Source organism: Chitinophagales bacterium (genome assembly GCA_040877935.1).
Classification (GTDB): Bacteria; Bacteroidota; Bacteroidia; order Chitinophagales; family CAIOSU01; genus JBBDNB01.
The window spans coordinates 222,326-244,525 of the sequence record JBBDNB010000048.1 but is presented as its reverse complement, the minus strand read 5'-3'; the positions used below and the strand labels follow the sequence as shown (position 1 = coordinate 244,525).

Genomic DNA, 22,200 nt, shown 5'->3' with positions numbered 1-22,200 from the left:
GGAAAATTAGCAGCAGCTTTTGTTTCTCTCATTTTTTAACCCTTGATTCGCATTACAAATATACAAAGAACTATAGGTTAAATTTATCTTCAGCTTTTACGCGAAACTTTAAAATTCATGGCATTATACTTTTGCCGCAAACAAGCGATAGCGGTTCTTGTGTATAAACCGAATGTCGGGCGTTCACTATGTTGCAAATGCCAGGCGGGAAATGAGCGCGAATTTTAACTCCTACTTCGCATCCTTCTTCAGCATTCCAGGTGTTTTACCGTATTTGTCCCTAAAGCATTTCACAAAATAAGAGGCACTTCCAAAGCCAGCTTTAAAAGCTACTTCATTTACATTATCAGTGCCGTTTTCCAGCATTTTAGAGGCAATATTCAGGCGGTACATCAGCATGACTTTATTGATGGATAGATTGCAAATTGGCTTTAATTTCCGATTTAGATGAACCCTGCTGTAACCAATTTCCTTGGCAAGTGCTTCTGCTGAGAAGTCGGGATTTTCCAAATGAAGGTCTATCGTTTGAAAGACTTTCTCCAGTAAGACTTTTTCCGAAGGATTGGCAGCTTCCAATATTGCTTCCACCTCATTTTTCGCCCCATCACTTTTATCTACTTCTGCGATTAGCGGCTCAGGAACAATTGCTGCTTTAACCAAATTTTCAGAGCTTTCAAGCGCATCGTGCTTCCTCAGAAACAAATCATAAAAAAGAATTCCAGAGAAAAAAAGCAGCCCCAACTGAAAACTCAGGTGTAAATATGCATGATAAAAATTTGGTTCTAAAGCGCTGATTGCTACAACTACAATACCGCCAATCATTGCTGTTACGGCTAGGGTATGCAATTTTCTTTTCTCTTTATCGCTGCGAATTTTCCATATAAAAAAATAGATGCTTGTGCACATCCAAAGTAAAATCATAAAATAGCGAATTTGAAAAGAGACAGGGCTGTCAGGGTATAAAAGGATAATGGAATGTGTGAACATTCCTGAAAAAATTGAAAGACCGAGATAAGCTCGATAATATTTGGGTTTTTTGTTTTTTAGTTCAAAATATTCAGATAGAAATAAAAAGCCGAACAGTACGATACCCGTGAGAATGAGCTCCCCAAATTCAAAAAAGTTGTTGTGAAACTTGTAAAAGTATAAATCATCCAAAAAGCCATGGAAATAAGGAAAGTACAAACCCAGTGATAAAATAAACAGTGCAAAATAGGGGTGCAGTATTTTTTTGGAAATTAACCCTATGATAAAACCCGCAATACACATGAGCAAGAAGAGTCCCAAATAAAAAGCTTGGGCAGAAAAAGTGAACAAGCGTTGATTGTTTAGTTTTGAAAAAGTGTGTATTTCAAGCAAAGTAAGTGCCGAAATCTTTGTTTGCTTTTTTACCAATTGCCGAATTACGATTTCTGTTGTTTCTCCTGCTTTTATATTAAGCGGAATATAGTTTTGGTTGGAGTGCAGGAATTTTTGTGGGGGAGGGATATTTTTTCCAGATTTTAATTTTTGATCAAGCTCATTTTCGCTAATGATATACACTTCAATATCATCCGCTTTATTGCTGAATTGAATGTACTTTTCAATGGCTTGCTCCTCCCGATTTTCAAAACGAATAACTGACCATAATGCAGCATAGGGAGGAAGTACACTATCGCTTTTTGCCTTTTCAAGTTTTCCCATACCGTTTAGCAAAAGCTCAGATGCCTGATATTCAGCATAGGAATCAACCCAGGAGAAATCTTTTAAATCCAGGACAAAGGACGAATCCGGACTTTCCGAGAATATATGCAAGTAGGCTGCGGATAAATTTTCATTGGCAAATATTTCAGGCTTAAGAATAAATACAAACAGCATTGCCAAAATAAATTTACACTTTGACAAAGCTCTAAACCAAGCTGTTCTTCGCTTAGCTTTTAAATCAGTTTCTGTAAAATTGCCTATCATCTGAATAAAATAATATTAGATGCGTCAATTTTTCTCCGCACACAATTTTATAAATATAGCTATATAAAATTGCTTACTCTTTTAGCAGTAAAAAAATAACCTCCTGAAAAAAGATCCAGGAGGCTATAAAAATAGAATCGCTTTTGTCCTTACTCGATCAATATCTTGGAGTTCTTATTGAGCGCACCATTTTGGGCACTTACATTCAAGATATAAACTCCCGGGCTTAAATCGGGAACATTGAATTTTGTGAATTCCATAGCCAAATTGATATTGTCATGATGTACTTTTCGGCCTGCAATATCCATTAAAGAAATTTCGGCATTTTCAACCAGGGTATTGAAATTTATCATAATTGATTGTCCTGCATTTACCGGATTTGGATAAATATCCAGTGAATTGTCAAAGCTCAATTCGCTCAAAGAGGTTGTTTTAGTCCTTGCTGCATCTGGTCGAAAGCCAACACTTGAAATGCCCGTACCCATTCCATTTACACCCAATCTCATTATAGGTTTTCCATAATCAGGCATATAAAAAAGATAGGCAGAACTGGTAGATGAGGCTCCTTGAGTCAGTTGGAATGCATCCAATAATTGTTGAGGAGCGGGTGAGCCCATTAGAAAATAAGAATCCACTACTGTTTGAACTGATTTAATCAACAAAACATCCAATTCAGAGGAAGGATCTCCATTATCATCCGGTATAATCAATTTACCATATCCAACAACATCCCTATTGTCAGAAATACTTCTAATTCTTTCTCCTGGATCATTCTGAAGCCCGAAGCTGCTTACGGTAAGTGCGAATGGCGTTGTCTCATATCGCGTTCCAGACCAATTCGTCTGATAAGTAGCCGGAAATTCCAGACTATTTACTTCTCCAGTATAGACATCAATATTTTCCGGAAAATAGAGCGTATCATTGGGACTGGATACTGCTTGTAGGGAGTATTCCACAGCATTTGTATGCTTGCCTATTAAACCCCATCCATTTGCTTCGAATTTAAAATATTGAAAGCCCTCGAGAGGAAATCCTTGAAAACTAATGTTTAGTTCTTGTTTGTGATGTGCATTGGGAAAATTCACATCGGCAGAAGCATCAAAATATTCCGATCCAAACATATCTGTGAGCGGAAAGTTGGAATAGTCCCATTGTTGATTGGCGCCTTCTGAAGGCAATGGATTCTGAGGACTGGATACAGAATAAAAAGTATCAATAAAGACAATTGGTCGTGGGAAATTGTCTTGGGTAATTGTTACTTGCCCAAAAGCAAACATGCTTAGAGCAATGCTTAAGATAAAAGTGCTAATTAAATTTTTCATAATTTTTAGGGTTTGGTTTAGAATGGTGTAAAAGTATAATAACACAAACCCTGACTTATATCAAAAAATGTTCTGATTGTATCAAAAAACGAACATTTGCCATAAAAAGACTGTATAACAGGCGTTTCAGTTTATTCTTAGAATGAAGGTAGAGCATAAAGTAGTTGTTACAATTGAAATATTTATTTATGATAATAAACAATATTTAAACTAAGTTTTTGTTATTTTCCAGTTCTAAAAATTCAAAATCCAATATGAACTTTTTCCCCGAAGAACTACAAGAATACTGTGAAAAACACAGCAGCAAAGAAGATGAGGTATTGTACGAGCTCAACCGCAAAACCCATTTGGATGTACTGAAACCCCGCATGTTGTCCGGTCAGCATCAGGGTGTGTTTTTGCAAATGCTATCACATATGATTCAGCCCATACAGATCCTTGAAATCGGCACCTATACCGGCTATTCCGCCATTTGCCTGGCAAAAGGACTAAAGGAAAATGGACAATTGCACACCATAGACATCAATGAGGAATTGAAAGACCTGGCTGCTGAGTATTTCCAAAAAGCTGAATTGGAGAAAAAAATAAAGCAATACACCGGAAATGCGCTGGAAATCATCCCCAAAATAGAGGCCGAATTCGATTTGGTTTTTATTGATGCCGACAAAATCAATTACAGCAATTATTACGATTTAGTATTGCCCAAGCTGAGAAAAGGCGGGTTCATATTGGCCGACAATGTTTTGTGGAGCGGCAAGGTGCTGGAAGCAAATTCCGACAAGGACACCGAAGCACTCAAAGCCTTTAATGAAAAAATCACAAAAGACCCTAAAGTGGAAAATGTATTAGTACCTATTCGAGATGGGGTGATGGTATTGCGTAAGATTTGATTTACCTACCGCTTTTCACCAGCTTAAAAACTTTGAAATGCTCTTCTTGCATCAATTCCACAAAATATATTGCATTGACCAGGTTTTCAATATTGAAATTGAAAGTTCGGTCACTGAGTCCTTGTTTCTCAAGCAACATACGCTCAATTTTATTTCAACTTATTTCCAAATAACTCTATCTCTCAAATTATCTGAATCAAAATCATATGTGGTAATTTGCATAATTTATAGCCTATCCCAACAAACCCTCAACAGACTCAGGCGTGCGCATTCCACTGCTGAGTTTTAGAATAAATACGGCTTTATTCTCCTCCAAAACCTTTTTCATTTCTCCCTGAAGCAGTTTCATCAATGCATCATATTCCCCGAAAATCTGGGTGCTGAGACCATTGGTTTCTATCCGCAAATTGGCATTTTTACTTTTTAGTGATTTTAAAAATTCGACAATCACATCTTTGTAATTTTCGCTCAATGGATAAAGGCTGATTTCGATACTCGCTTCCATGGTTTATAGAAATTTTAGTTTTGTTTTAGAATTTTTGACTCGCAATTGGATTTCAGATCCCATAATCAATGCGCGATTGTCGTCAATATGTCCGGCAGGGCAATTAAAGGCCACCGGGTAATCATAATCCTTGACATAATCGCTGATAATCCTTTCGGCATCCCGGCCAAAAGGAATGGCATTGTCATTCATATCCGTCATTCCGCCAATGATCATTCCCTCTAATTGTTGAAGTTTGCCCGACAATTTTAAGTTCAGCATCATGCGGTCAATATGGTAAAGGTATTCGTCCAAATCCTCCAAAAACAGGATTTTATCCTTGCAATCAATTTCTGCCATTCCGCCTTGCAGACTGTAAATTACACTTAGGTTTCCACCAATCAATTCGGCTTCAATACTTCCGGTTTTGTTCAATGGATGTGCAGGGAAATTGTACTCGGGATAAACGCCCTGAATACTCAGGAAAATGCTGCTCAGTGCTATTGTGGAATTGTCCTTAAAATTTAGGGGCATGGAAGCGTGCATGCTTTGGATGTTCAGCGTTTTATTCAAATGCAAATGCAAAGCAGTAATATCGCTGTAGCCAATGATCCATTTGGGGTTTTGTTTTAAAGCGCTAAAATCTACCTTATCGAGTAGCTGTGCTGTTCCATATCCACCTCTCGCACAAAGTATGGCCTTGATTTCTGGATCATCTATAAAATCCTGAAGGTTTTTTGCCCTTATCGCTTCCGTTCCCGCAAACTGATGATCTTCTGCACCAATGCTTTTGCCCAAAATGGGAACGAACCCAAACTCCTCAATAGTTTTCAATGCAGGAGCCAATTCGCTTTGGGTGATTTTTCGGGCAGTGCTAAGAATGCCGATTTTATCCCCTCTTTCTATTGTTGCCGGTCTTTTTTTGTTTGCTTTAATTTCCACGCTTCGAAGCTAAGGAATTTCTGATTTTTTTGATTGTTGTCAAAAAGAACTTAAATTCAATTTATGAATTGGAAGAACCATATCACATCTGATAAGGACATATTGCTGGGCAAGCCTATTATTAAGGGAACAAGAATTTCAGTTGAGCTTATTTTAGACTTGTTTTCTTCTGGTTGGGATGAAAAAATGATTCTTGAAAGTTATCCTACACTTTCACAAGATGATATTAAGGCTGTTCAGGCAAAAACAGATATTAAAGCAAAGTAACTCTCAACTCTTTTTGCTCTAATCTAGCTCGCATTTGCTATGCTTTGAAATAAAGAAACCTATCCAATAAAGTCAAAATAATTATTGGTATCAATCACTTTAACTTCTGCTTTGTAGGTCTCCACAAACTTTTTAGGGAATTTCACTTTCTTTTTTGGTTTCCACTTAAATTCGTAAGCAGTTATTTTTCCGTCAACTTCCTCTATCCAGTCTATTTCTTGCTGCTGAACGGTTCGCCAAAAATAAGTTTTCGCATAAATTTTATGATACTTCAAATATTTGATTCTTTCACTTATTATAAAGTTTTCCCAAAGTGCCCCCTTGTCTTGTCTAAATTCTAAAGCATTGAAATTTGAAATCAACGCATTGCGCAAACCTGTATCATAAAAATATATTTTCCTATTGGTTTTGATTTCATTTCTTAGATTTCTGCTAAAAGGATTAACCCTATATAAAACGTACGCTTTTTCCAATAAATCTATATAATTACTTACCGTTTCTTTGTTTATGTTTAATATTTGAGAAAGTTCATTATATGATACTTCATTGCCAATTTGTAAGGCTAAAGCTTGTGTTAGCTTTTGCAATACATCGGCTTTTTTAATGCCCGATAGTATCAATATATCTTTATATAAATAGCTATTGATCAAATTTTCTAAAACTTCCCTTTCTTTTCCCAGATGATTGAATAGGTCTGGGTACATGCCATATATTATTCTTTGCTCTAACTGCTTGCTTACTTCAGAAAAACCTATCTCTTTTTCGAGTTCTTGAAATGAAATGGGATATAAATTGTACTCCCATTTTCTGCCTGTTAAAGGCTCATTGATCTCATTGTTCAATTCAAAAGTTGAAGAACCACTTAAAATCAGTTGTACATCTCTAAATTGGTCAATAATAATTTTTGATGTAATGCCAATGTTTTTAATTCTTTGCGCCTCATCAATAAATACGATTTTTTTATCTCCAATCAATCTTCTCAGGTAGCTGGTATTGGGATCGGATAATTGCTGTTGCACCGAAAAATCATCGCCATCCAAAAAAAGATGGTCTTTTTGCTCCAAAATAGCCTTTATTAAAGTTGATTTTCCGACCTGTCTTGGACCAATCAAAACAATAGCCTTACCTTGATTAAATTGCTCCGATAAGGTTTTTTTCAGGATTCTATCTATATTCATCTGTTTAAAATTTATTTTCAGCGGTCAGATGCCTGCCTGCACATGGCCGTTTCGGCAAAGGCAGGGAACTCACAAAACAAAAAAAATTGATCATTCTCATGTGTGTCAATTTTTTTTGTCATGTTCGGTTCATTTCGACTAAATTTCATTTACAAATATAGGAATAATTTTTCTAAAACAGCCAAATATCATGTTTTTTAGACGTTGTAACAGCCAAATATCATAATATTTAGTCGTTACAACAGCCGAATATTAATTTTTGAAGTGTGGAAGAAAGTGACCGTACTAATAAATCTAGGATTTTGTATTTTAGATTAATGTCTGGAAAATATTGGTGTGATGATTTTAGTCATGCGTACAAGACGACAAGTGTCTTGGTAAACAGAAGATTGCCCAACTTTCTTCATTCAGGCAGGGGGACACAGATTGTTAAGTGCCCGATGCATCATTAAAATATACTGCAGTATGAAACTATTATTTGTGTCATTTATATCATCTTTACTAACAATTATTAGTATAGTTTACGTAAATATAATTATTAAAAAAATGATTATTACTATACCTATTGGTTGTAAAGGCTTACTTAAAAAAAACAACATCGTTTTTTTTGAAAAATCGTTCAGAGCAGGATATAAGATTCGATGGCCATTAAGTTGCGATTATTTAATATTTAATTGTAAATGGGATTATCATGAAAATTGGTTTTTTATTAAAAATAAAGTATTTATATCTTATGGATTTAGTTACGCCATAGAGGATCCAGTTTCCTTTTATAAAAATTATAAAACCAATATTTATGACTCACGTGTCATGAATGATGTTGCAGAATACATTCAAAAAATCATCATTGAATCTTATATGCCTCCCCAAAATGAATTAGTGAATTTGCTTAATTATTCTGAAATTTCTACCGAAAATTTTAACGTTACAAATTCAACCTTTTTAATACAGGATAGTGATGAAAGAATAGATATTGTCTATAATGGGATTCACATTTCTAATGTAAACATTACAGACACTAGAATTTTTAAAAGTTAACTAACTTAGCATCGATAGTTTTTTAACCTGAACTAGTGAGTTCATAAGAGATTCGGATTCCAAATTATAAGTTTTATTAGAAATAATTAAGGCTTGTCTCAAAGCAGACATGTATTCTAAACCTCTTTCACTACTTAGACGATCTGCCATGTGGATAATCTCATAATATTCTTGCAATGTATCACTAGTGAAAATATTTTCTAACTTAATATCACTAAGCTGAATGCCTATTTTGGCTATAAATCTCTCATTTATTATTCTTAACTGATTTTCTTTATAATCTACATTCTTATATCTCAATAATTCATGTTCTGTAACATTCAACTCTGTGATATATTCACGTAGGTTTAAAATGATTTCTGATTCTATTTTATCATCTAAATCATGGAGACTGTGATTTTAAAAAAAATTATATAGGTTACTAACATAATAATAAGCGCTTACATTTATTTCGACAGGAATAAAACTATTTATGTTAAACCTTATATTTTTTTTATTTAAAAATCGTTGAGTGCAATCTACTTCTAAAATTTCTTGAAATGGTGGAAGTGCCCATGCTATTCCTTCTTCAAAAATTGTTTTTGTCCTCTTTCCAAAATTTAATAAAATTCCTTTGTGACCTATCTTTATTACTTGAAAACCAAGAATAAAAAGCGATAAAAGCAAAGCTGATATTAATAATAAAAATATTTGATTTAAATTACTTTGGACAAAATTTATAATAGTGGTGACAACTATATCTAATAAATAAAATGCGCCTCCAATAACAATAGAAATTGCAAACAGGGCAGCTAATCCAGTAGCTATAGCATCATTATAAATATATCTTTTGTCTTTTTTAAAGGGGTTCATATAAATATTTCGCCAAGTTATTTTAGGTTGTTTTTAAAAGATACATTAAAACATAAAAACTTTTTGGTTTTAAAAGACATATAATACATAAGTTATTTTGGTTTAGATGTACTTAGGAAAAACTTTCCTAAGTCTATTTTTATTTTATGTGTGCTTGTTTATGTTTACATAATCTAAGGGATTTTATAGCTCTATGGGTAAAATTATTTTTACAATATTACACATTTTATTACATACCCGGAATATCCTTAACTTAATGACATTGAATGAGCATTTGCAGCCTAGCAATTAGCAAGATGAATGCTTGCCTGAGCCAGCTTTTAAATAATTATCGAGCTGAGCTTAACTCTTCCCCATATTTTTACCATGCTGTTTCCTTTCAACTTATATTTGCATTACTCGATCCAATCTAAATAGAAACTGAAATGCCTGAAGAGAAACCAAAAAGATACACCATTACCGCTGCATTGCCTTATGCCAATGGTCCCCTGCATATTGGCCATATTGCCGGAGCTTATTTGCCTGCCGATATATTTGTGCGGTATTTGAAAATGCAAAAGGATACGGATGTAGCCTTTATCTGTGGTTCCGATGAACATGGTGCGGCCATTACCCTACAGGCGAAAAAAGAAGGGATTCCACCCCAGGAAATCGTTGACAAATACCACGAGCTCAATAAAAAGGCTTTTGCTGATTTTGGAATTGACTTTGACATTTACCACCGCACTTCCGATGCACTGCACCACAAAACGGCATCCGATGCTTTTTTGGAATTGAACGAAAAAGGGGCTTTTGTAGAAAAGGAATCCGAGCAATATTTTGATGAAGAATACCAGCAGTTTCTGGCCGATAGGTATATTACGGGAACATGTCCCAATTGCGGTTTTGAGGAAGCCTATGGCGATCAATGTGAAAAATGTGGCAGTACTTTGAATCCAATGGATTTGAAGAATCCCAAATCTAAATTGAGTGGCAAAACACCGCAGTTGAAGAAAACCAAACATTGGTATTTACCACTGGATCAATATGAAAATTGGCTGCGTGAATGGCTCGAAAAAGGAGAATTGGAGGGCAAAAAACAGCACGATCCTAAAGCTTGGAAAAAAAATGTTTTGGGCCAATGCCTGTCTTGGCTCAATAATGGTTTGCAGCCGCGCGCTGTTACCCGCGATTTGGATTGGGGCGTTAAAGTGCCGCTGAAAGATGCCGAGGGTAAAGTTTTGTATGTATGGTTGGATGCGCCCATCGGCTATATTTCGGCTACCAAAGCATGGGCTAAAAAAGCGGGCAAAAACTGGAAAGATTACTGGCAAAACTCCGATTCCAAACTCATACATTTTATCGGCAAGGACAATATTGTTTTTCACTGCATTATTTTTCCGGCCATTTTAAAGCAATTGGGCGGCTATAATTTACCGGACAATGTACCGGCCAATGAATTCCTGAATCTGGAGGGGCGGAAAATTTCCACTTCCAGAAATTGGGCAGTTTGGCTGCACGAATATTTAGAAGATTTCCCAAATAGACAAGACGAACTGCGCTATGTGTTAACTACCATCGCCCCAGAAACTTCCGATTCGGAATTTACCTGGGAAGATTATCAAAAGAAAGTGAATAACGAGCTGGTGGCCACTTTGGGCAATTTTATCAATCGGGTGATGGTGTTGACCAGTAAATATTACAACGGAAAACTGACCAGGGGAAATGGTCAACAATTTTCATTTGAGCCGATTGAAAAATCCATACTGGAATCTTACGAAAAGGAAGCGGAATATATTGGCAAATACGAATTTAGAAATGCCCTGAGTTCTGCTATGGAATTGGCACGAAAGGGCAATAAATATTTGGCAGAATCGGAGCCTTGGAAATTGGCTAAAACGGATGAAAATGCTACTGCCGATATTTTGTTCAACAGCATCCAAATCGTGGGGCATCTTGGAATTTTGTTAGAACCATTTTTGCCAGAAACAGCAAACCGTATCCGTGAAATGCTCAATTTGAAAAAACCGGAGATACAATGGGGCTGTGATCCTTTGATTTTGCCAGAAGGCCATCAAATCGGGAAGGCCCAATTGCTTTTCCAAAAAATAGAGGACAAGGAAATGGAAGCGCAGGTAGAAAAGCTGCACCAAAGTGTGGAGGCGGTAAAGCCACAGATTCCCGCACTAAATTCTGAAATAGAATTTGATGATTTCGTGAAATTGGACATCCGGGTAGGGGAAATTCTATCGGCAGAAAAAGTAAAGAAAGCCAATAAGCTGCTTTTGCTCAAAGTTGATATTGGTTTGGAAACCCGTGAAATCGTTTCAGGGATTGCCCAGCATTTCAAGTCCGAGGAATTGCCCGGTAAAAAAGTGTGCGTGGTGGCCAATCTGGCACCGAAAAAACTGCGTGGCGTACTTTCAAAAGGAATGATCTTAATGGCCGAATCAGCCGATGGGAAGTTGGAGTTTATTCAGCCCGGCAAGGATATGTCCAATGGAAGTGTAGTGCGTTAAACCACATTATTTCAATTGTTTTTGAAACCTTATTGCACTTGTTTTGTTAAATTTTGGTTAAATTCACGTAACTTAATTAAACCCGTTTCATGCAATATCCTGCTAATTTCTAGAGCTGATGAATATTCGGGTTAAAACGAAAATCCCTTTGAAATGAACCTTAACAAACTATTAGGACTGACTTTATCTTTTTTTATGCTGTGCGCAAGTACGACTATTTTAAAAGCACAAGACTGCGATGGAGATCGCTATAAAACCAATGATTTTTTTCCAACGCTCAATGAAAGATCTGATATTTTATTTGGAGAAAACATGTCAGTACCTGGATTCAGTGGAGTTTCCCAACCCCAATCCCTGTACCTTGATTTTTTTGAAGGAGAAGGAGACACGGCTACAAAAAGACCATTGATTATTTTCGCTTTTGGTGGAAGCTTTATTGGTGGCCAAAGGAGTCAAGTACATTATTTATGCGAAGCTTATGCAAAAATGGGATATGCTACAGCTACTATCGACTATAGAGTTGGAGTTTTTAACCCCAATAAGGTAAATACAACCCTTGCCGTTCTTAGAGGCATGCACGATATGAAGGCCGCTGTTCGATTTTTCAGGCAAGATGCTGCTACAGTGGATACTTTCAATATTGATCCAGACAGAATAATTATTGGTGGTGTTTCGGCTGGTGCTATTTCTGCCATACAAGCTGCTTATTTAGATAAAGAATCTGAAATTCCTGCATACCTCTATGGGGATACTGCCGGTTTAGGTGGAGTGGAAGGAAATAGTGGGAATCCCGGCTATTCATCAAAACCTGCCGGAGTAATCAATTTTAGTGGTGCGATAGGCGACACACTTTGGATTGAGCAGGATGATGTGCCCATTGTAGGTTTTCATGAAACAGGTGATGGAACAGTACCTTATGACACGCGTGAAGTTGCTGTATCAGGAGTGCCTACTGGACTAATTGCTTCCGGAAGTGGTCATTTACATCGCTGGGCCGAAACACAGGGCGTGGTTTCTGATTTAACTTCCTATAATACAAATGGTCATGTTGGATATTTGGGTTCAGAAAGACAACAGGTATTGGAAAAAGTCAGGAACTTTATGTACAATGAGGTCAGCTGTAAGAATTCTCCAGGCATTGGTGTTGGTATTGCGGTTAATGACAAAAAGCAAAACAATTTTGAAGTTTATCCCAATCCCAGCAATGGTCGAATCAATGTACGCACATCGAATCAAATAGACGATGGAATCCTTGAGGTTTACAATTCCATTGGGCAATTGTTGCTATCAGAAAGAATCAATGGCGATTACAAGGAAATGGATTTAGCTGGACTGAACAAAGGCTTGTATGTTGTGCGAATCAGCAGTAAGGACAATGCGCAAATTAAAATGACCAAAAAACTGATTTTGAACTAAATCTCAGGTTTTATAAAATCTTTAAAGCTGCTGCGCAATTGTGTAGCAGCTTTTTTAGTAGCCCCGGCAAGAATCGAACTTGCATCTAAAGTTTAGGAAACTCTTGTTCTATCCATTGAACTACGGGGCCAAAAAATTTCCTGCAAAATTAGCTTATTGACAAAGGTTTTGCAACTGTATTTCAAAATTGGGGAGAATACATTCCTTGCTATAATTCTTTTGTGAAAGGTTGAAATCTAAAGTTTAGGAAACTCTTGTTCTATCCCCGTCCGAACGGTCTCTGGCCGGGCGGGCCCGCCTGAATGACAGAGTCGGGCAGGCATTGAACTACGATGCCAAATTTCCTGCAAAATTAGCTTTTTGACAAAGCTTACGCAACTGTATTCCAAAATTGGGGAGAATACAATTCAAGCTGCATACTTTCTTTTTAGGACAGTACCTTTCCACATGATTTTGTATTTTCCCTCCCATGAACAAAAAAATCCTTCTTACCGGAGCCAGTGGTTTTTTGGGGCATTATTTATGCTTAGATAAACCGGTGGATATTGACATTCATGGTTTGCATTTGCACAATGCTCCTCCAGCAAATATTGAAAGTACTGCCTGTGATCTTCAAAATGAAAAATCATTACTTGAAACTCTCCGCAAAATCAAGCCGCAGGGAATCGTGCATACAGCCGCCATTTCCAATCCACAACATTGCGAGGAAAATCCAGCCCTTTCAAAAAAAGTAAACATTCAGGCTTCTGCTGTATTGGCCAAATATGCTGCCGATCAAAATATCCCATTTGTATTTACTTCCACCGATTTGGTTTTTGATGGAAAAAAGGGAAACTATACGGAAAAAGACCAGCCCAATCCGCTCAATATTTACGGCCTGCAAAAAGTAGAAGCAGAGCAAGAAATTTTGCGGGTTTATTCCAATGCAGCCATTTGCAGAATGCCATTGATGCTGGGGAATGCAGAAGGATTTCACGAAAAATTTTTACAACAATTTTTGAGCAAAACGACCAAAAAGGAAAGTATGCCGCTTTTTACCGATGAATATCGCAGTCCATTGGGTGGCAATTCTGCTGCAAAAGGCCTGTGGTTGGCACTGGAGAAAATGCAGGGGCTATATCACTTAGGTGGTACTGAAAGACTTTCCCGTTGGGGATTGGGGCTTATCATTGCTGAAAAATTCGGGATTGACAAGCAATTGCTAAAAGCTGGAAAACAAGCAGATTTAAAAGGAAAAGCACCGCGCCCTGCTGATGTATCGCTGAACAGCAGTAAAGCAGTAAAACTGGATTTTAAGCCCAAAAGAATCGCTGAGGATTTGGATTGATTGGTGCTTTGTGATCAATAAAATTTCGCTAAATGTTTTGTTGATTTGCTCTTAGGATTTTCAATGGTACGGCCGTGCGCCCCTACCATTGAAAATTCAATCAACCGGAGGAAATTCTACATAATTTCTTTCCGTTTCGTAAAGCCGGATTTGCAGGTCAAATTTTTCCTCTAATTTATCGCGGATCAAATTGTAGATTACAACCGCAATATTTTCAACCGTAGGGTTCAGTTTTTTAAACTCCTCCGTATCCTCATTCAGATTTTTATGGTCGAAGCGCTCAATAACCTCTGTTTGAATAATGTCTTTTAAAATTTTCAGATCAATCACATAGCCCGTTTCAGGATCAATATCTCCGGTAACTTTCACATGCAGCTCATAATTGTGCCCATGAAAATTGGGGTTATTACAGAGCCCAAAAACCGCTTCATTTTTTTCAAAACTCCATTTGGGATTGTACAATCTATGGGCAGCATTAAAGTGCGCTTTTCTAAATACTGATAATCTCATAAAAAGGATTAAATGTTTCGCTATTAGTTACTTAAATTTGTTAGGCAACTTGATCCATAAATTTACTTGATTTGGGCAATATAAGCATTTACGATTTTGATTTGGAAGCAATTGATGGCGAAAAAATCAATCTTAGTGATTTCAAAGGAAAACATCTTTTGATTGTAAACACAGCATCGGAATGCGGATATACCCCTCAGTATGCCCAGCTTCAGGAGCTATGGGAAAATTTTAAGGATCAAGTGACAGTTTTGGGCATTCCTTCAAATGATTTTGGAGGACAAGAGCCCGGAGATGAAAAAGCTATTCGGGAATTTTGCAGCACTGAATTTGGTGTGGATTTTCCGCTTAGCAAAAAAATGCCGGTCGCAGGGCCGAAAGTGCATCCATTGATAGAATGGCTTAGAGATAAAAGTAAGAATGGTATAAAGGATTCGAACATAAAATGGAATTTCCATAAATTTCTGATCAGCCCGAAGGGAGATTTAATCAGTGATTATCCCTCTGCTACAGAACCATCTGACGAAAAAATTCTTCAGCACTTTCATTCCTGAAAAGACCGGTTAAAAATAAACCGGAATGTTTAACAGGGTTATTGGACAAGATCAAATCAAAGAAAAGCTCAGGCAACAATTGCTGAATGAGCAAATCAGTCATGCGCAGCTCTTTCTGGGGCCGGTAGGGAATGGTGGTCTTGCATTGGCACTGGATTTTGCGGCTTATATATTAAGCGATGAACACAGTGATTTGGAAGCAGCTGAAAAAACAAATGCCTTTCAAAAAGCTAAGCGGCTGGTGCACCCTGATCTGAATATTGTTTACCCTTATCCAAAACTTAAAAAAGATACGCGATCCGAGCATTTTTCAAAAGATTTTAGAAATGCCGTAACTGAAAACCCTTATTTGTCGCACTATGAGTGGCTTCAACAAATTGGCAGTGAAAACAAACAATTGAATATTCCCATTCAGGATTGTCATGGAGTCATTAAGAAACTCAGCCTGAAAAGCTTTGAGTCAAAATACAAAGTGATGATTATCTGGATGGCAGATTTTCTTGGAAAGGAAGGCAATGTTTTGCTGAAAATATTGGAAGAACCACCGGAAAATACGGTTTTTCTTTTGGTGGCAGAAGATCAGGATAAGTTGCTCAATACGGTATTGTCGCGTACGCAGATTATCAAAGTCAATAACATTGCACAAAATGTCATTTACGAAAATTTATGCAATAACTATGAGCTTTCCGATTCTGAAGCTCAGAAAATCAGTAGCTTATGCAATGGGAATTGGAACCAAGCCCTGAATTTGATCAATCAGGGCGTGAATGAAAGTGCTGATTTTTTTAAAAATTGGATGCGCTTTTTAATTATGGCTTTTAGTAGAAATGATAAAATGTCCTATCCCGGTTTATTGAAATGGGTAGATGAGTTTAATAAAGTAGGGCGCGAAAGCCAGAAAAACTTTTGCAATTATGCGCTTTATATTTTGCGGGAAGTTTGGCGGAGTAGAATTACTGGAAACCAGTCGGGAATTTTGAGTGCTGATGAACAAAAAATGGCGGTGACATTGGAAAAAATGCTTGATTCGGAACAAATTGAATTACTCAACCAATTGTTTAACGATGTGCATTATCATATAGAGCGAAATGCCCACACAAAAATTTTGATGTTTAACCAGAGCATCAAGGCAGGAAAAATAATTGCCGGAAAATATCAAAGTTCCGGCACATTTAATAATACAAAAGAAGAAGGAGTAAGATAGATATGGGATGTGCAGGATGTTCAACAAGTACTGACGGAACACCACCGGGTTGCGGGCAAAAAGGCCATTGCGCTACAGGGGGATGTAATAAAATGAATACCTACAATTGGCTGTCGGATATTCCGATTGCTTTTGGTAATGAACAAAGCGCTTATTTTGAAGTGAGCTTTAAAAACGGAAGCCGCAAGAGTTTTTACAAAAACACAAAGGGACTTGATATAGAAACAGGAGATCAGGTAGTGGTATCATCAGTTTTTGGAGAAGACTTGGGCAGAATTTCCCTTTCGGGAGATTTGGTGGAAATTCAAATGCGCAAGAAAAAATTCAGTAAGCGCGATGTTCAAAGCATACTGCGTCATGCTGTAGAAGAGGATTTTCTTTCCTGGCAGGAAGCCAAAGACCTGGAAAAAGAAACGATGATTCGTGCGCGTGCCATTGCCCGGCAAATGAACCTAAAAATGAAAATCAGCGATGTGGATTTTCAGTCAGATAAGAAAAAAGCAATCTTCTTTTATATTGCCGACAATCGAGTGGATTTCAGGGAATTGATAAAAGTATATGCCAAAGAATTCAATATAAAAGTGGAAATGCGGCAAATTGGCTCTCGACAGGAAGCTGGAATGATTGGAGGAATTGGCACCTGTGGAAGGGAGTTGTGTTGCTCTACCTGGCTTACGGATTTCAAATCGGTGGGTACGCAGGCAGCGAGATATCAAAACCTGTCGATTAATATGTCCAAGCTTTCGGGACAGTGTGGCCGTTTGAAATGCTGCCTGAATTATGAGTTGGATACTTATAAAGAAGCGTTGAAATATTTTCCTAAAAAAGCAGATGTTTTGCAAACTGAGGTAGGGCCTGCTTTTCTTAAAAAAACCGATATTCTCAAAGAGTTGATGTGGTATGCCCCCGAGAAAAGTTCTACTTTTTATCCTTTAACAGTAGAAAAAGTAAAGGAGGTTTTAGAGCTGAATAAAGCAGGTAAAAAAATAAATAGCCTGGTAGATGTAGCTGTAGTAATTGATGATGGAGAAGAGAAAGAAGAATATACCGAACTGGTAGGACATATTACCCTGAAAGGCCTCGATAAAAAATCGAAAAATAAAAAGCGCAACAGAAAAGGCGGGCAGGGTAATAAAGGCGGGAATCATCCTCAGGCCAAAAACAAAGACCAGGGCAAGAAACCCCGCAAGCACAATCCAAATTATAAAGGCTCAAAACCAAAGCACAAGAAAAACAATGACGAGAAAAAATCAAGTTAAACTAATACCAAGTCCATTTAACAGGCGCATGCATCAGTTTGCAATGTTATGCCTGCTTATGATTGTATTTTTTTCTGTGGGCTGCGATCGAAATAAGGTGTTTGAGGAAAATCGAGATATGCCCAATTATGTTTGGGAGGCAGACAACACACTGCTTTTCGAAACAGAAATTAAAGATACTGATCTGTTGTACAATCTATTGGTAAATATTAGGCACAGTGGATTGTACAAATTCAGCAATATATGGCTGAAAGTAAAGCTTAGAGATGAAGATTCAACGCATTTAATTGATGAGCGGTTCGAAATTTTACTTGCTGAAAAATCAGGAAAATGGCTTGGCGACTGTAGTGGGGATATTTGTGACCTTCAGGCAACTTTCAGGGCAAAATATCAGTTTAATGAAGCGGGAACCTATACTATTGTCCTGCAACAAATTATGCGGCAGGAGGCTTTACCGGCTATTATGAGTGCAGGCTTTAGAATTGAAAAAGCAGAAAAACAATCTAAATCAGATAAATAAAACGCATTGCTGTGAATTACATAGCACTGGCCATTCCGGCCTTCTTTTTACTTATTGGACTTGAGTTGCTGATCGATAAGATCAAAAAGACGAAGTACTACCGTTTTAATGATGCCATTACCAACCTGAGTTGTGGTGTGGGGTCACAGGTGTTTGGTGTTTTTTTGAAAGCATTTATTTACATCGGGTATTATTTTCTTTACAACAATTATAAAATTTTTGAACTTCCCGGAATCGGTCAAAACTATGCAGTAGCTGAAGTTTTGCTCACTGGTTTTGTGCTTTTCCTTGGGGTGGATTTTTTCTACTATTGGTTTCACAGGTTGGCGCATGAAATCAATGTGCTTTGGGGCAGCCATGTGGTGCATCATCAAAGTGAAGAATACAATTTAACAGTAGCTCTGCGTCAGGGATGGGTGCAAGGTGCTTTTTCCTGGATGTTTTATTTGCCACTGGCAATAGTGGGTTTTCAGCCGGAGCTCTTCATTTTGATCAATGCCTTTCAAACGCTTTACCAGTTTTGGATACACACCAAAGCCATTGACAAATTGCCGCGCTGGTTTGAGTTTGTTTTTAATACACCTTCGCATCACAGGGTACATCATGGAGTAAATCCAAAGTATATCGATAGAAATCACGGGGGCACTTTGATTATTTACGACCGTATGTTTGGCACTTTTGAACCTGAAAAAGAAGAAGTTGTTTACGGAATTACAGAGCAACCTAAAAGCTGGAATCCGTTGTGGCTAAATATTGAACACTGGGTAAAAGTGTTTAGGGATACTGCCAGGGTGAAAGGTTTGAAAAACAAGTGGAAAATGATGTTTGGCTTACCGGGATGGAAGCCCGAAGATTGGAAAATTGAAAAAAAACAATTCGATCCCCATAAATTTATTAAATATGATACAGAGGTTCCTTCCGGTCTGAATTACTATATTCTCACCCAGAAAGTGCTGGTTTTGATTGGCACTACTTTTTTTCTCTTCAATAGTGAAAGTCTCTCCTGGGCTGAAAATACTTATTTTGCATTATTGATTATCTGGTCGCTGGTAAATCTCGGAGCATTGTTTGAAATGAAAAACAGGATTTTAGGTTTTGAAGCTTTGCGCTTAATTGTAGTGAGTTTTACTTTTATACAAATTATTAATCCTGCTCAAAATTTAATATTGGCAATAGTACTGCCGGCAATGTTTTTAATTGTATCACTTACAGTACTTTTGCCCTATCGAAATTATTTAAATAAATCTCGAAATATCGCATAATGGAAATACTGAATCAGGATCCGGTAATGTATGCTTTGCCGCTATTCATAATAGCAATGCTTACGGAATTGGTGTTGATTTATCTCGACAAGCGCAAAAAATACGAGTTCAAAGACAGTGCCGCAAGTATTACTATGGGGATTGGCTCTGTAATAATTGGAATTGCTGTAAAGTTGGTCGCTTTCCTGGTTTTTACTTTTTTACATCAGTATGCCATTTTTGATATTGGCTTTCAGTGGTGGGTCTGGGTTTTGCTCTTTTTTGCCGATGATTTTAGTTTTTACTGGCACCATCGCCTCAGCCACGAAGTGCGGATTTTATGGGCAGCACATGTCAACCACCACAGTTCGGTAAATCTGAATTTTTCTACTGCCTTGCGCCAAAGCTGGACAGAATTATTCTATAAGTATGCTTTCTGGCTGTGGTTGCCAATCATTGGTTTTGAGCCTATTATGATCCTTACTATGATGTCTATCAGTTTGATTTACCAGTTTTTGCCGCATACCGAAATGGTAGGAAAGTTGGCCTGGCCAATTGAGTTTATTTTCAATACCCCTTCGCATCACCGTGTGCATCATTCTTCTAATGTTCGCTATCTGGATAGAAACCACGCAGGGATTCTTATTATTTGGGATCGATTGTTTGGCACTTTCCAGGAGGAGCTCGATACCGATAAACCCAATTATGGCATTACCGTGAATATCAATACCTATAATCCGCTGAAAATTGCCACACACGAATTTGTCTCGCTTTGGAAGGATATTAAAAGTGCAGATTCCTGGAAGGATAAATTGGGTTATATTTTTTATCCGCCCGGCTGGAGTCCCGAAGGGCCTTTTAAAACAGCTAAATATCTGCAACAACAATTAAAAACCAATGAACAAAATACCTGAATTACTATTTTCCCTTTTAATTGCTTTCTTTTCATTGCAATCCTGTTCCTATAGTGAGGGGACTTTTACGGCAAAAGCAGATGATGTTTTCACTCTGGAACTGCCCAATTACTTGTCGAGTACAAGACAATTGGCACCCGGTGCACAAATACAATTTAAGAATCGCTACCGTACTGTTTATGTTGTTGGGCTTTATGATGCTAAAGGAGAAGCAAAAGACCTTGATGCTTATGACGAAAGAGTGATTGAGCGCTTTAGCATGGACCTGCAAAATTTTGAGAGCGAATTGCTTTCTGAAAAAACAGAAAATGGACTTACAAAGCGTAAATATCGCCTGAGCGGAAATACTACCGGAGAAAAAATAGAATATCTTTTACTTACCTCTGAGGATGAAAACCACTACTATCAGGTTTGTGTCTGGACACTGGATTTCAGATTGGAAAAATACGAGGAGGATTTAGAGGCTATACTGGCTTCTTTTGAGAGGACAAAATAGTACGTACTGCACCTGAGTTCAATAAAAAATGCCCGCTACAAGTTATGTTAAGCGGGCATTTTTTTTTATCAATTGTGATTTTATTTTCCATCCTGTTCTTCCAGGGTAGCGATCTTCTCCAGATATTCCTTGTTTTTCAGTTTAGAAGCCACAGCTTCAAATGCCTGAAGTGTTTCTTCAATATCTTGTGGCGTATGTACAGCCGTAGGTATCAATCGTAGCAGCATCATGCCTTTTGGAATTACTGGATACAATACGATAGAGCAGAATATGCCATAATTTTGGCGCAGGTCATATATCAGTTGTGATGCCTCTTCAACCGAGCCTTCTAAGTAAACCGGAGTGACACAACTGTTGGTATTGCCAATATTAAACCCTCTTTCTCTCAGGCCTTTTTGCAATGCATTTACATTTTCCCAAAGCTTAGCTTTAAGTTCAGGCATACTGCGCAACATTTCCAGACGCTTGATATTGCCAATAGTAATGGGCATGGGTAGCGATTTGGCAAATATTTGCGAGCGCATATTGTATTTCAAAAACTTAATCACTTCTTCGTTGCCCCCGAAAAATGCACCAATACTGGCCATAGATTTAGCAAAAGTAGAGAAGTATATATCAATTTCATTCATCACGCCCTGCTCTTCTCCGGCTCCGGCTCCTGTTTTTCCAAGTGTGCCAAAACCATGCGCATCATCTACCAACAAACGGAAATTGTACTTTTTCTTCAGCGCAATAATTTCTTTCAGCTTGCCCTGGTCACCGCGCATTCCGAAAACGCCTTCTGTGATTACAAGAATTCCTCCTCCACTTTGCTCTGCCAGATTTGTGGCGCGTTGCAGGTTTTTTTCCAGTTTTTCAATATTGTTGTGGTCATATGCAAATCGTTTTCCAAGATGCATGCGCAGTCCATCTACAATACAGGCATGTGATTCAGAATCGTAAACTGCTATATCGTTTCTGCCGAGCAATGCATCAATGGCTGAAGACATACCTTGGTAGCCGTAATTGACCAATACAACAGATTCTTTTTTTATAAAATCAGCCAGGTCTTTTTCCAATTTTTCGTGATAATCGGTATTGCCGCTCATCATTCTGGAACCCATCGGGTAGGCCAGTCCCCAGTCTTTGGCAGCCTGGGCATCTACCTTGCGTACTTCAGGATGATTCCCCAGTCCCAGGTAATTATTAAGACTCCAGACAAGCACTTTTTGTCCATTGAAATTCATTCTACTATCCAACTCACCTTCCAGTTTCGGGAAAATATAATAGCCCTCAACATTGGCAAACCTGCCCAGCGGTGAATTTTTTATATCGAGCCTTTCAAATAAATCTTTCATGATA

At 37.6% G+C, this 22,200-nt stretch carries 23 protein-coding genes and 1 tRNA gene; 13 read left to right on the top strand and 11 right to left on the bottom strand.

The window, feature by feature from the left end:
* Nucleotides 1-231: 231 nt before the first annotated feature.
* Both WD048_14165 and WD048_14160 read right to left on the bottom strand, forming a co-directional pair.
* A complete protein-coding gene (locus tag WD048_14165) occupies nt 232-1,857 on the bottom strand; it encodes a helix-turn-helix domain-containing protein (GenBank protein ID MEX0813360.1) in 1,626 nt (541 codons plus the stop codon).
* A 239-nt stretch (nt 1,858-2,096) separates the two neighbouring features.
* Nucleotides 2,097-3,269: a T9SS type A sorting domain-containing protein gene (locus tag WD048_14160; protein MEX0813359.1), complete on the bottom strand. Its 1,173-nt coding sequence runs from the start codon at nt 3,267-3,269 to the stop codon at nt 2,097-2,099.
* A gap of 254 nt (nt 3,270-3,523) precedes the next feature.
* Between WD048_14160 and WD048_14155 the strand changes: the two genes are divergently transcribed.
* On the top strand, nt 3,524-4,159 hold the full coding sequence (locus WD048_14155) for an O-methyltransferase (protein ID MEX0813358.1): 636 nt from the start codon (nt 3,524-3,526) through the stop codon (nt 4,157-4,159).
* Between the two features lies 1 nt (nt 4,160).
* Here the strand turns inward: WD048_14155 and WD048_14150 are convergent, their stop codons facing one another.
* From WD048_14150 to WD048_14140, 3 genes are all read right to left on the bottom strand, one after another.
* Nucleotides 4,161-4,298, bottom strand: coding sequence for a hypothetical protein (locus WD048_14150; GenBank protein MEX0813357.1), 138 nt, complete (start codon nt 4,296-4,298; stop codon nt 4,161-4,163).
* Nucleotides 4,299-4,391: 93 nt separating this feature from the next.
* Nucleotides 4,392-4,664: a YkoF family thiamine/hydroxymethylpyrimidine-binding protein gene (locus WD048_14145; protein MEX0813356.1), complete on the bottom strand. Its 273-nt coding sequence runs from the start codon at nt 4,662-4,664 to the stop codon at nt 4,392-4,394.
* 3 nt (nt 4,665-4,667) lie between these two features.
* The gene (locus WD048_14140) at nt 4,668-5,585 is read right to left on the bottom strand and encodes an LD-carboxypeptidase (GenBank protein MEX0813355.1); all 918 of its coding nucleotides are present in this window, start codon (nt 5,583-5,585) and stop codon (nt 4,668-4,670) included.
* A gap of 63 nt (nt 5,586-5,648) precedes the next feature.
* Here WD048_14140 and WD048_14135 point away from each other — a divergent pair, with 63 nt between their 5' ends.
* Nucleotides 5,649-5,852, top strand: coding sequence for a DUF433 domain-containing protein (locus WD048_14135; protein ID MEX0813354.1), 204 nt, complete (start codon nt 5,649-5,651; stop codon nt 5,850-5,852).
* 59 nt (nt 5,853-5,911) lie between these two features.
* Here the strand turns inward: WD048_14135 and WD048_14130 are convergent, their stop codons facing one another.
* A complete protein-coding gene (locus tag WD048_14130; GenBank protein MEX0813353.1) occupies nt 5,912-7,030 on the bottom strand; it encodes an ATP-binding protein in 1,119 nt (372 codons plus the stop codon).
* A 465-nt stretch (nt 7,031-7,495) separates the two neighbouring features.
* Between WD048_14130 and WD048_14125 the strand changes: the two genes are divergently transcribed.
* Entirely contained in the window at nt 7,496-8,068 is a 573-nt protein-coding gene (locus WD048_14125; protein ID MEX0813352.1) for a hypothetical protein, read from the top strand.
* On the opposite strand, the gene WD048_14120 is transcribed toward WD048_14125, so the two are convergent.
* Together WD048_14120 and WD048_14115 are read right to left on the bottom strand one after the other, a co-directional pair.
* Nucleotides 8,069-8,392, bottom strand: a complete 324-nt coding sequence (locus WD048_14120; GenBank protein ID MEX0813351.1) for a hypothetical protein — start codon at nt 8,390-8,392, stop codon at nt 8,069-8,071.
* A gap of 75 nt (nt 8,393-8,467) precedes the next feature.
* The gene (locus WD048_14115; GenBank protein ID MEX0813350.1) at nt 8,468-8,920 is read right to left on the bottom strand and encodes an SPFH domain-containing protein; all 453 of its coding nucleotides are present in this window, start codon (nt 8,918-8,920) and stop codon (nt 8,468-8,470) included.
* A 425-nt stretch (nt 8,921-9,345) separates the two neighbouring features.
* Between WD048_14115 and metG the strand changes: the two genes are divergently transcribed.
* Both metG and WD048_14105 read left to right on the top strand, forming a co-directional pair.
* Nucleotides 9,346-11,418, top strand: a complete 2,073-nt coding sequence (gene metG / locus WD048_14110; protein ID MEX0813349.1) for a methionine--tRNA ligase — start codon at nt 9,346-9,348, stop codon at nt 11,416-11,418.
* Between the two features lie 153 nt (nt 11,419-11,571).
* Complete coding sequence (locus WD048_14105; GenBank protein ID MEX0813348.1) at nt 11,572-12,834, top strand: T9SS type A sorting domain-containing protein; 1,263 nt, start codon at nt 11,572-11,574, stop codon at nt 12,832-12,834.
* Between the two features lie 58 nt (nt 12,835-12,892).
* Here WD048_14105 and WD048_14100 read toward each other — a convergent pair.
* Nucleotides 12,893-12,964 (bottom strand) — tRNA-Arg (locus WD048_14100).
* Between the two features lie 339 nt (nt 12,965-13,303).
* Between WD048_14100 and WD048_14095 the strand changes: the two genes are divergently transcribed.
* Nucleotides 13,304-14,161 carry an NAD(P)-dependent oxidoreductase gene (locus tag WD048_14095; protein ID MEX0813347.1) on the top strand — a complete coding sequence of 286 codons (858 nt, stop codon included), beginning with the start codon at nt 13,304-13,306 and terminating at the stop codon, nt 14,159-14,161.
* Nucleotides 14,162-14,257: 96 nt separating this feature from the next.
* Here WD048_14095 and WD048_14090 read toward each other — a convergent pair whose 3' ends face one another.
* A complete protein-coding gene (locus WD048_14090) occupies nt 14,258-14,671 on the bottom strand; it encodes a 6-carboxytetrahydropterin synthase (GenBank protein MEX0813346.1) in 414 nt (137 codons plus the stop codon).
* A 71-nt stretch (nt 14,672-14,742) separates the two neighbouring features.
* Between WD048_14090 and WD048_14085 the strand changes: the two genes are divergently transcribed.
* The 7 genes from WD048_14085 to WD048_14055 are packed head-to-tail and all read left to right on the top strand — an operon-like array spanning nt 14,743 to nt 20,859.
* The gene (locus WD048_14085) at nt 14,743-15,225 is read left to right on the top strand and encodes a glutathione peroxidase (protein MEX0813345.1); all 483 of its coding nucleotides are present in this window, start codon (nt 14,743-14,745) and stop codon (nt 15,223-15,225) included.
* A 25-nt stretch (nt 15,226-15,250) separates the two neighbouring features.
* Nucleotides 15,251-16,429, top strand: a complete 1,179-nt coding sequence (locus WD048_14080; GenBank protein ID MEX0813344.1) for a hypothetical protein — start codon at nt 15,251-15,253, stop codon at nt 16,427-16,429.
* Between the two features lie 2 nt (nt 16,430-16,431).
* On the top strand, nt 16,432-17,688 hold the full coding sequence (gene ricT, locus WD048_14075) for a regulatory iron-sulfur-containing complex subunit RicT (protein ID MEX0813343.1): 1,257 nt from the start codon (nt 16,432-16,434) through the stop codon (nt 17,686-17,688).
* Nucleotides 17,666-18,208, top strand: a complete 543-nt coding sequence (locus tag WD048_14070; GenBank protein ID MEX0813342.1) for a gliding motility lipoprotein GldH — start codon at nt 17,666-17,668, stop codon at nt 18,206-18,208. Before ricT ends, WD048_14070 begins: the two co-directional genes overlap by 23 nt.
* Before the next feature lie 11 nt (nt 18,209-18,219).
* Entirely contained in the window at nt 18,220-19,470 is a 1,251-nt protein-coding gene (locus WD048_14065; GenBank protein MEX0813341.1) for a sterol desaturase family protein, read from the top strand.
* Nucleotides 19,470-20,363 carry a sterol desaturase family protein gene (locus WD048_14060; GenBank protein ID MEX0813340.1) on the top strand — a complete coding sequence of 298 codons (894 nt, stop codon included), beginning with the start codon at nt 19,470-19,472 and terminating at the stop codon, nt 20,361-20,363. Before WD048_14065 ends, WD048_14060 begins: the two co-directional genes overlap by 1 nt.
* Complete coding sequence (locus WD048_14055; GenBank protein ID MEX0813339.1) at nt 20,347-20,859, top strand: hypothetical protein; 513 nt, start codon at nt 20,347-20,349, stop codon at nt 20,857-20,859. Before WD048_14060 ends, WD048_14055 begins: the two co-directional genes overlap by 17 nt.
* An 80-nt stretch (nt 20,860-20,939) precedes the next feature.
* Here WD048_14055 and WD048_14050 read toward each other — a convergent pair whose 3' ends face one another.
* Nucleotides 20,940-22,196: a pyridoxal phosphate-dependent aminotransferase family protein gene (locus WD048_14050; protein MEX0813338.1), complete on the bottom strand. Its 1,257-nt coding sequence runs from the start codon at nt 22,194-22,196 to the stop codon at nt 20,940-20,942.
* Nucleotides 22,197-22,200: the final 4 nt, after the last annotated feature.

Excerpts from the sequence above, each read along its gene's own strand:
- WD048_14135 (MEX0813354.1), top strand. The coding sequence starts at position 5,649 with ATGAATTGGAAGAACCATATCACATCTGATAAGGACATATTGCTGGGC.
- WD048_14070 (MEX0813342.1), top strand. The coding sequence starts at position 17,666 with ATGACGAGAAAAAATCAAGTTAAACTAATACCAAGTCCATTTAACAGG.
- WD048_14115 (MEX0813350.1), bottom strand. The coding sequence starts at position 8,920 with ATGAACCCCTTTAAAAAAGACAAAAGATATATTTATAATGATGCTATA.
- WD048_14050 (MEX0813338.1), bottom strand. The coding sequence starts at position 22,196 with ATGAAAGATTTATTTGAAAGGCTCGATATAAAAAATTCACCGCTGGGC.
- WD048_14165 (MEX0813360.1), bottom strand. The coding sequence starts at position 1,857 with ATGCTGTTTGTATTTATTCTTAAGCCTGAAATATTTGCCAATGAAAAT.
- WD048_14130 (MEX0813353.1), bottom strand. The coding sequence starts at position 7,030 with ATGAATATAGATAGAATCCTGAAAAAAACCTTATCGGAGCAATTTAAT.
- WD048_14125 (MEX0813352.1), top strand. The coding sequence starts at position 7,496 with ATGAAACTATTATTTGTGTCATTTATATCATCTTTACTAACAATTATT.
- WD048_14150 (MEX0813357.1), bottom strand. The coding sequence starts at position 4,298 with ATGTTGCTTGAGAAACAAGGACTCAGTGACCGAACTTTCAATTTCAAT.
- WD048_14060 (MEX0813340.1), top strand. The coding sequence starts at position 19,470 with ATGGAAATACTGAATCAGGATCCGGTAATGTATGCTTTGCCGCTATTC.
- WD048_14055 (MEX0813339.1), top strand. The coding sequence starts at position 20,347 with ATGAACAAAATACCTGAATTACTATTTTCCCTTTTAATTGCTTTCTTT.
- metG (MEX0813349.1), top strand. The coding sequence starts at position 9,346 with ATGCCTGAAGAGAAACCAAAAAGATACACCATTACCGCTGCATTGCCT.
- WD048_14090 (MEX0813346.1), bottom strand. The coding sequence starts at position 14,671 with ATGAGATTATCAGTATTTAGAAAAGCGCACTTTAATGCTGCCCATAGA.
- WD048_14105 (MEX0813348.1), top strand. The coding sequence starts at position 11,572 with ATGAACCTTAACAAACTATTAGGACTGACTTTATCTTTTTTTATGCTG.
- WD048_14145 (MEX0813356.1), bottom strand. The coding sequence starts at position 4,664 with ATGGAAGCGAGTATCGAAATCAGCCTTTATCCATTGAGCGAAAATTAC.
- WD048_14155 (MEX0813358.1), top strand. The coding sequence starts at position 3,524 with ATGAACTTTTTCCCCGAAGAACTACAAGAATACTGTGAAAAACACAGC.
- WD048_14160 (MEX0813359.1), bottom strand. The coding sequence starts at position 3,269 with ATGAAAAATTTAATTAGCACTTTTATCTTAAGCATTGCTCTAAGCATG.
- WD048_14095 (MEX0813347.1), top strand. The coding sequence starts at position 13,304 with ATGAACAAAAAAATCCTTCTTACCGGAGCCAGTGGTTTTTTGGGGCAT.
- ricT (MEX0813343.1), top strand. The coding sequence starts at position 16,432 with ATGGGATGTGCAGGATGTTCAACAAGTACTGACGGAACACCACCGGGT.
- WD048_14080 (MEX0813344.1), top strand. The coding sequence starts at position 15,251 with ATGTTTAACAGGGTTATTGGACAAGATCAAATCAAAGAAAAGCTCAGG.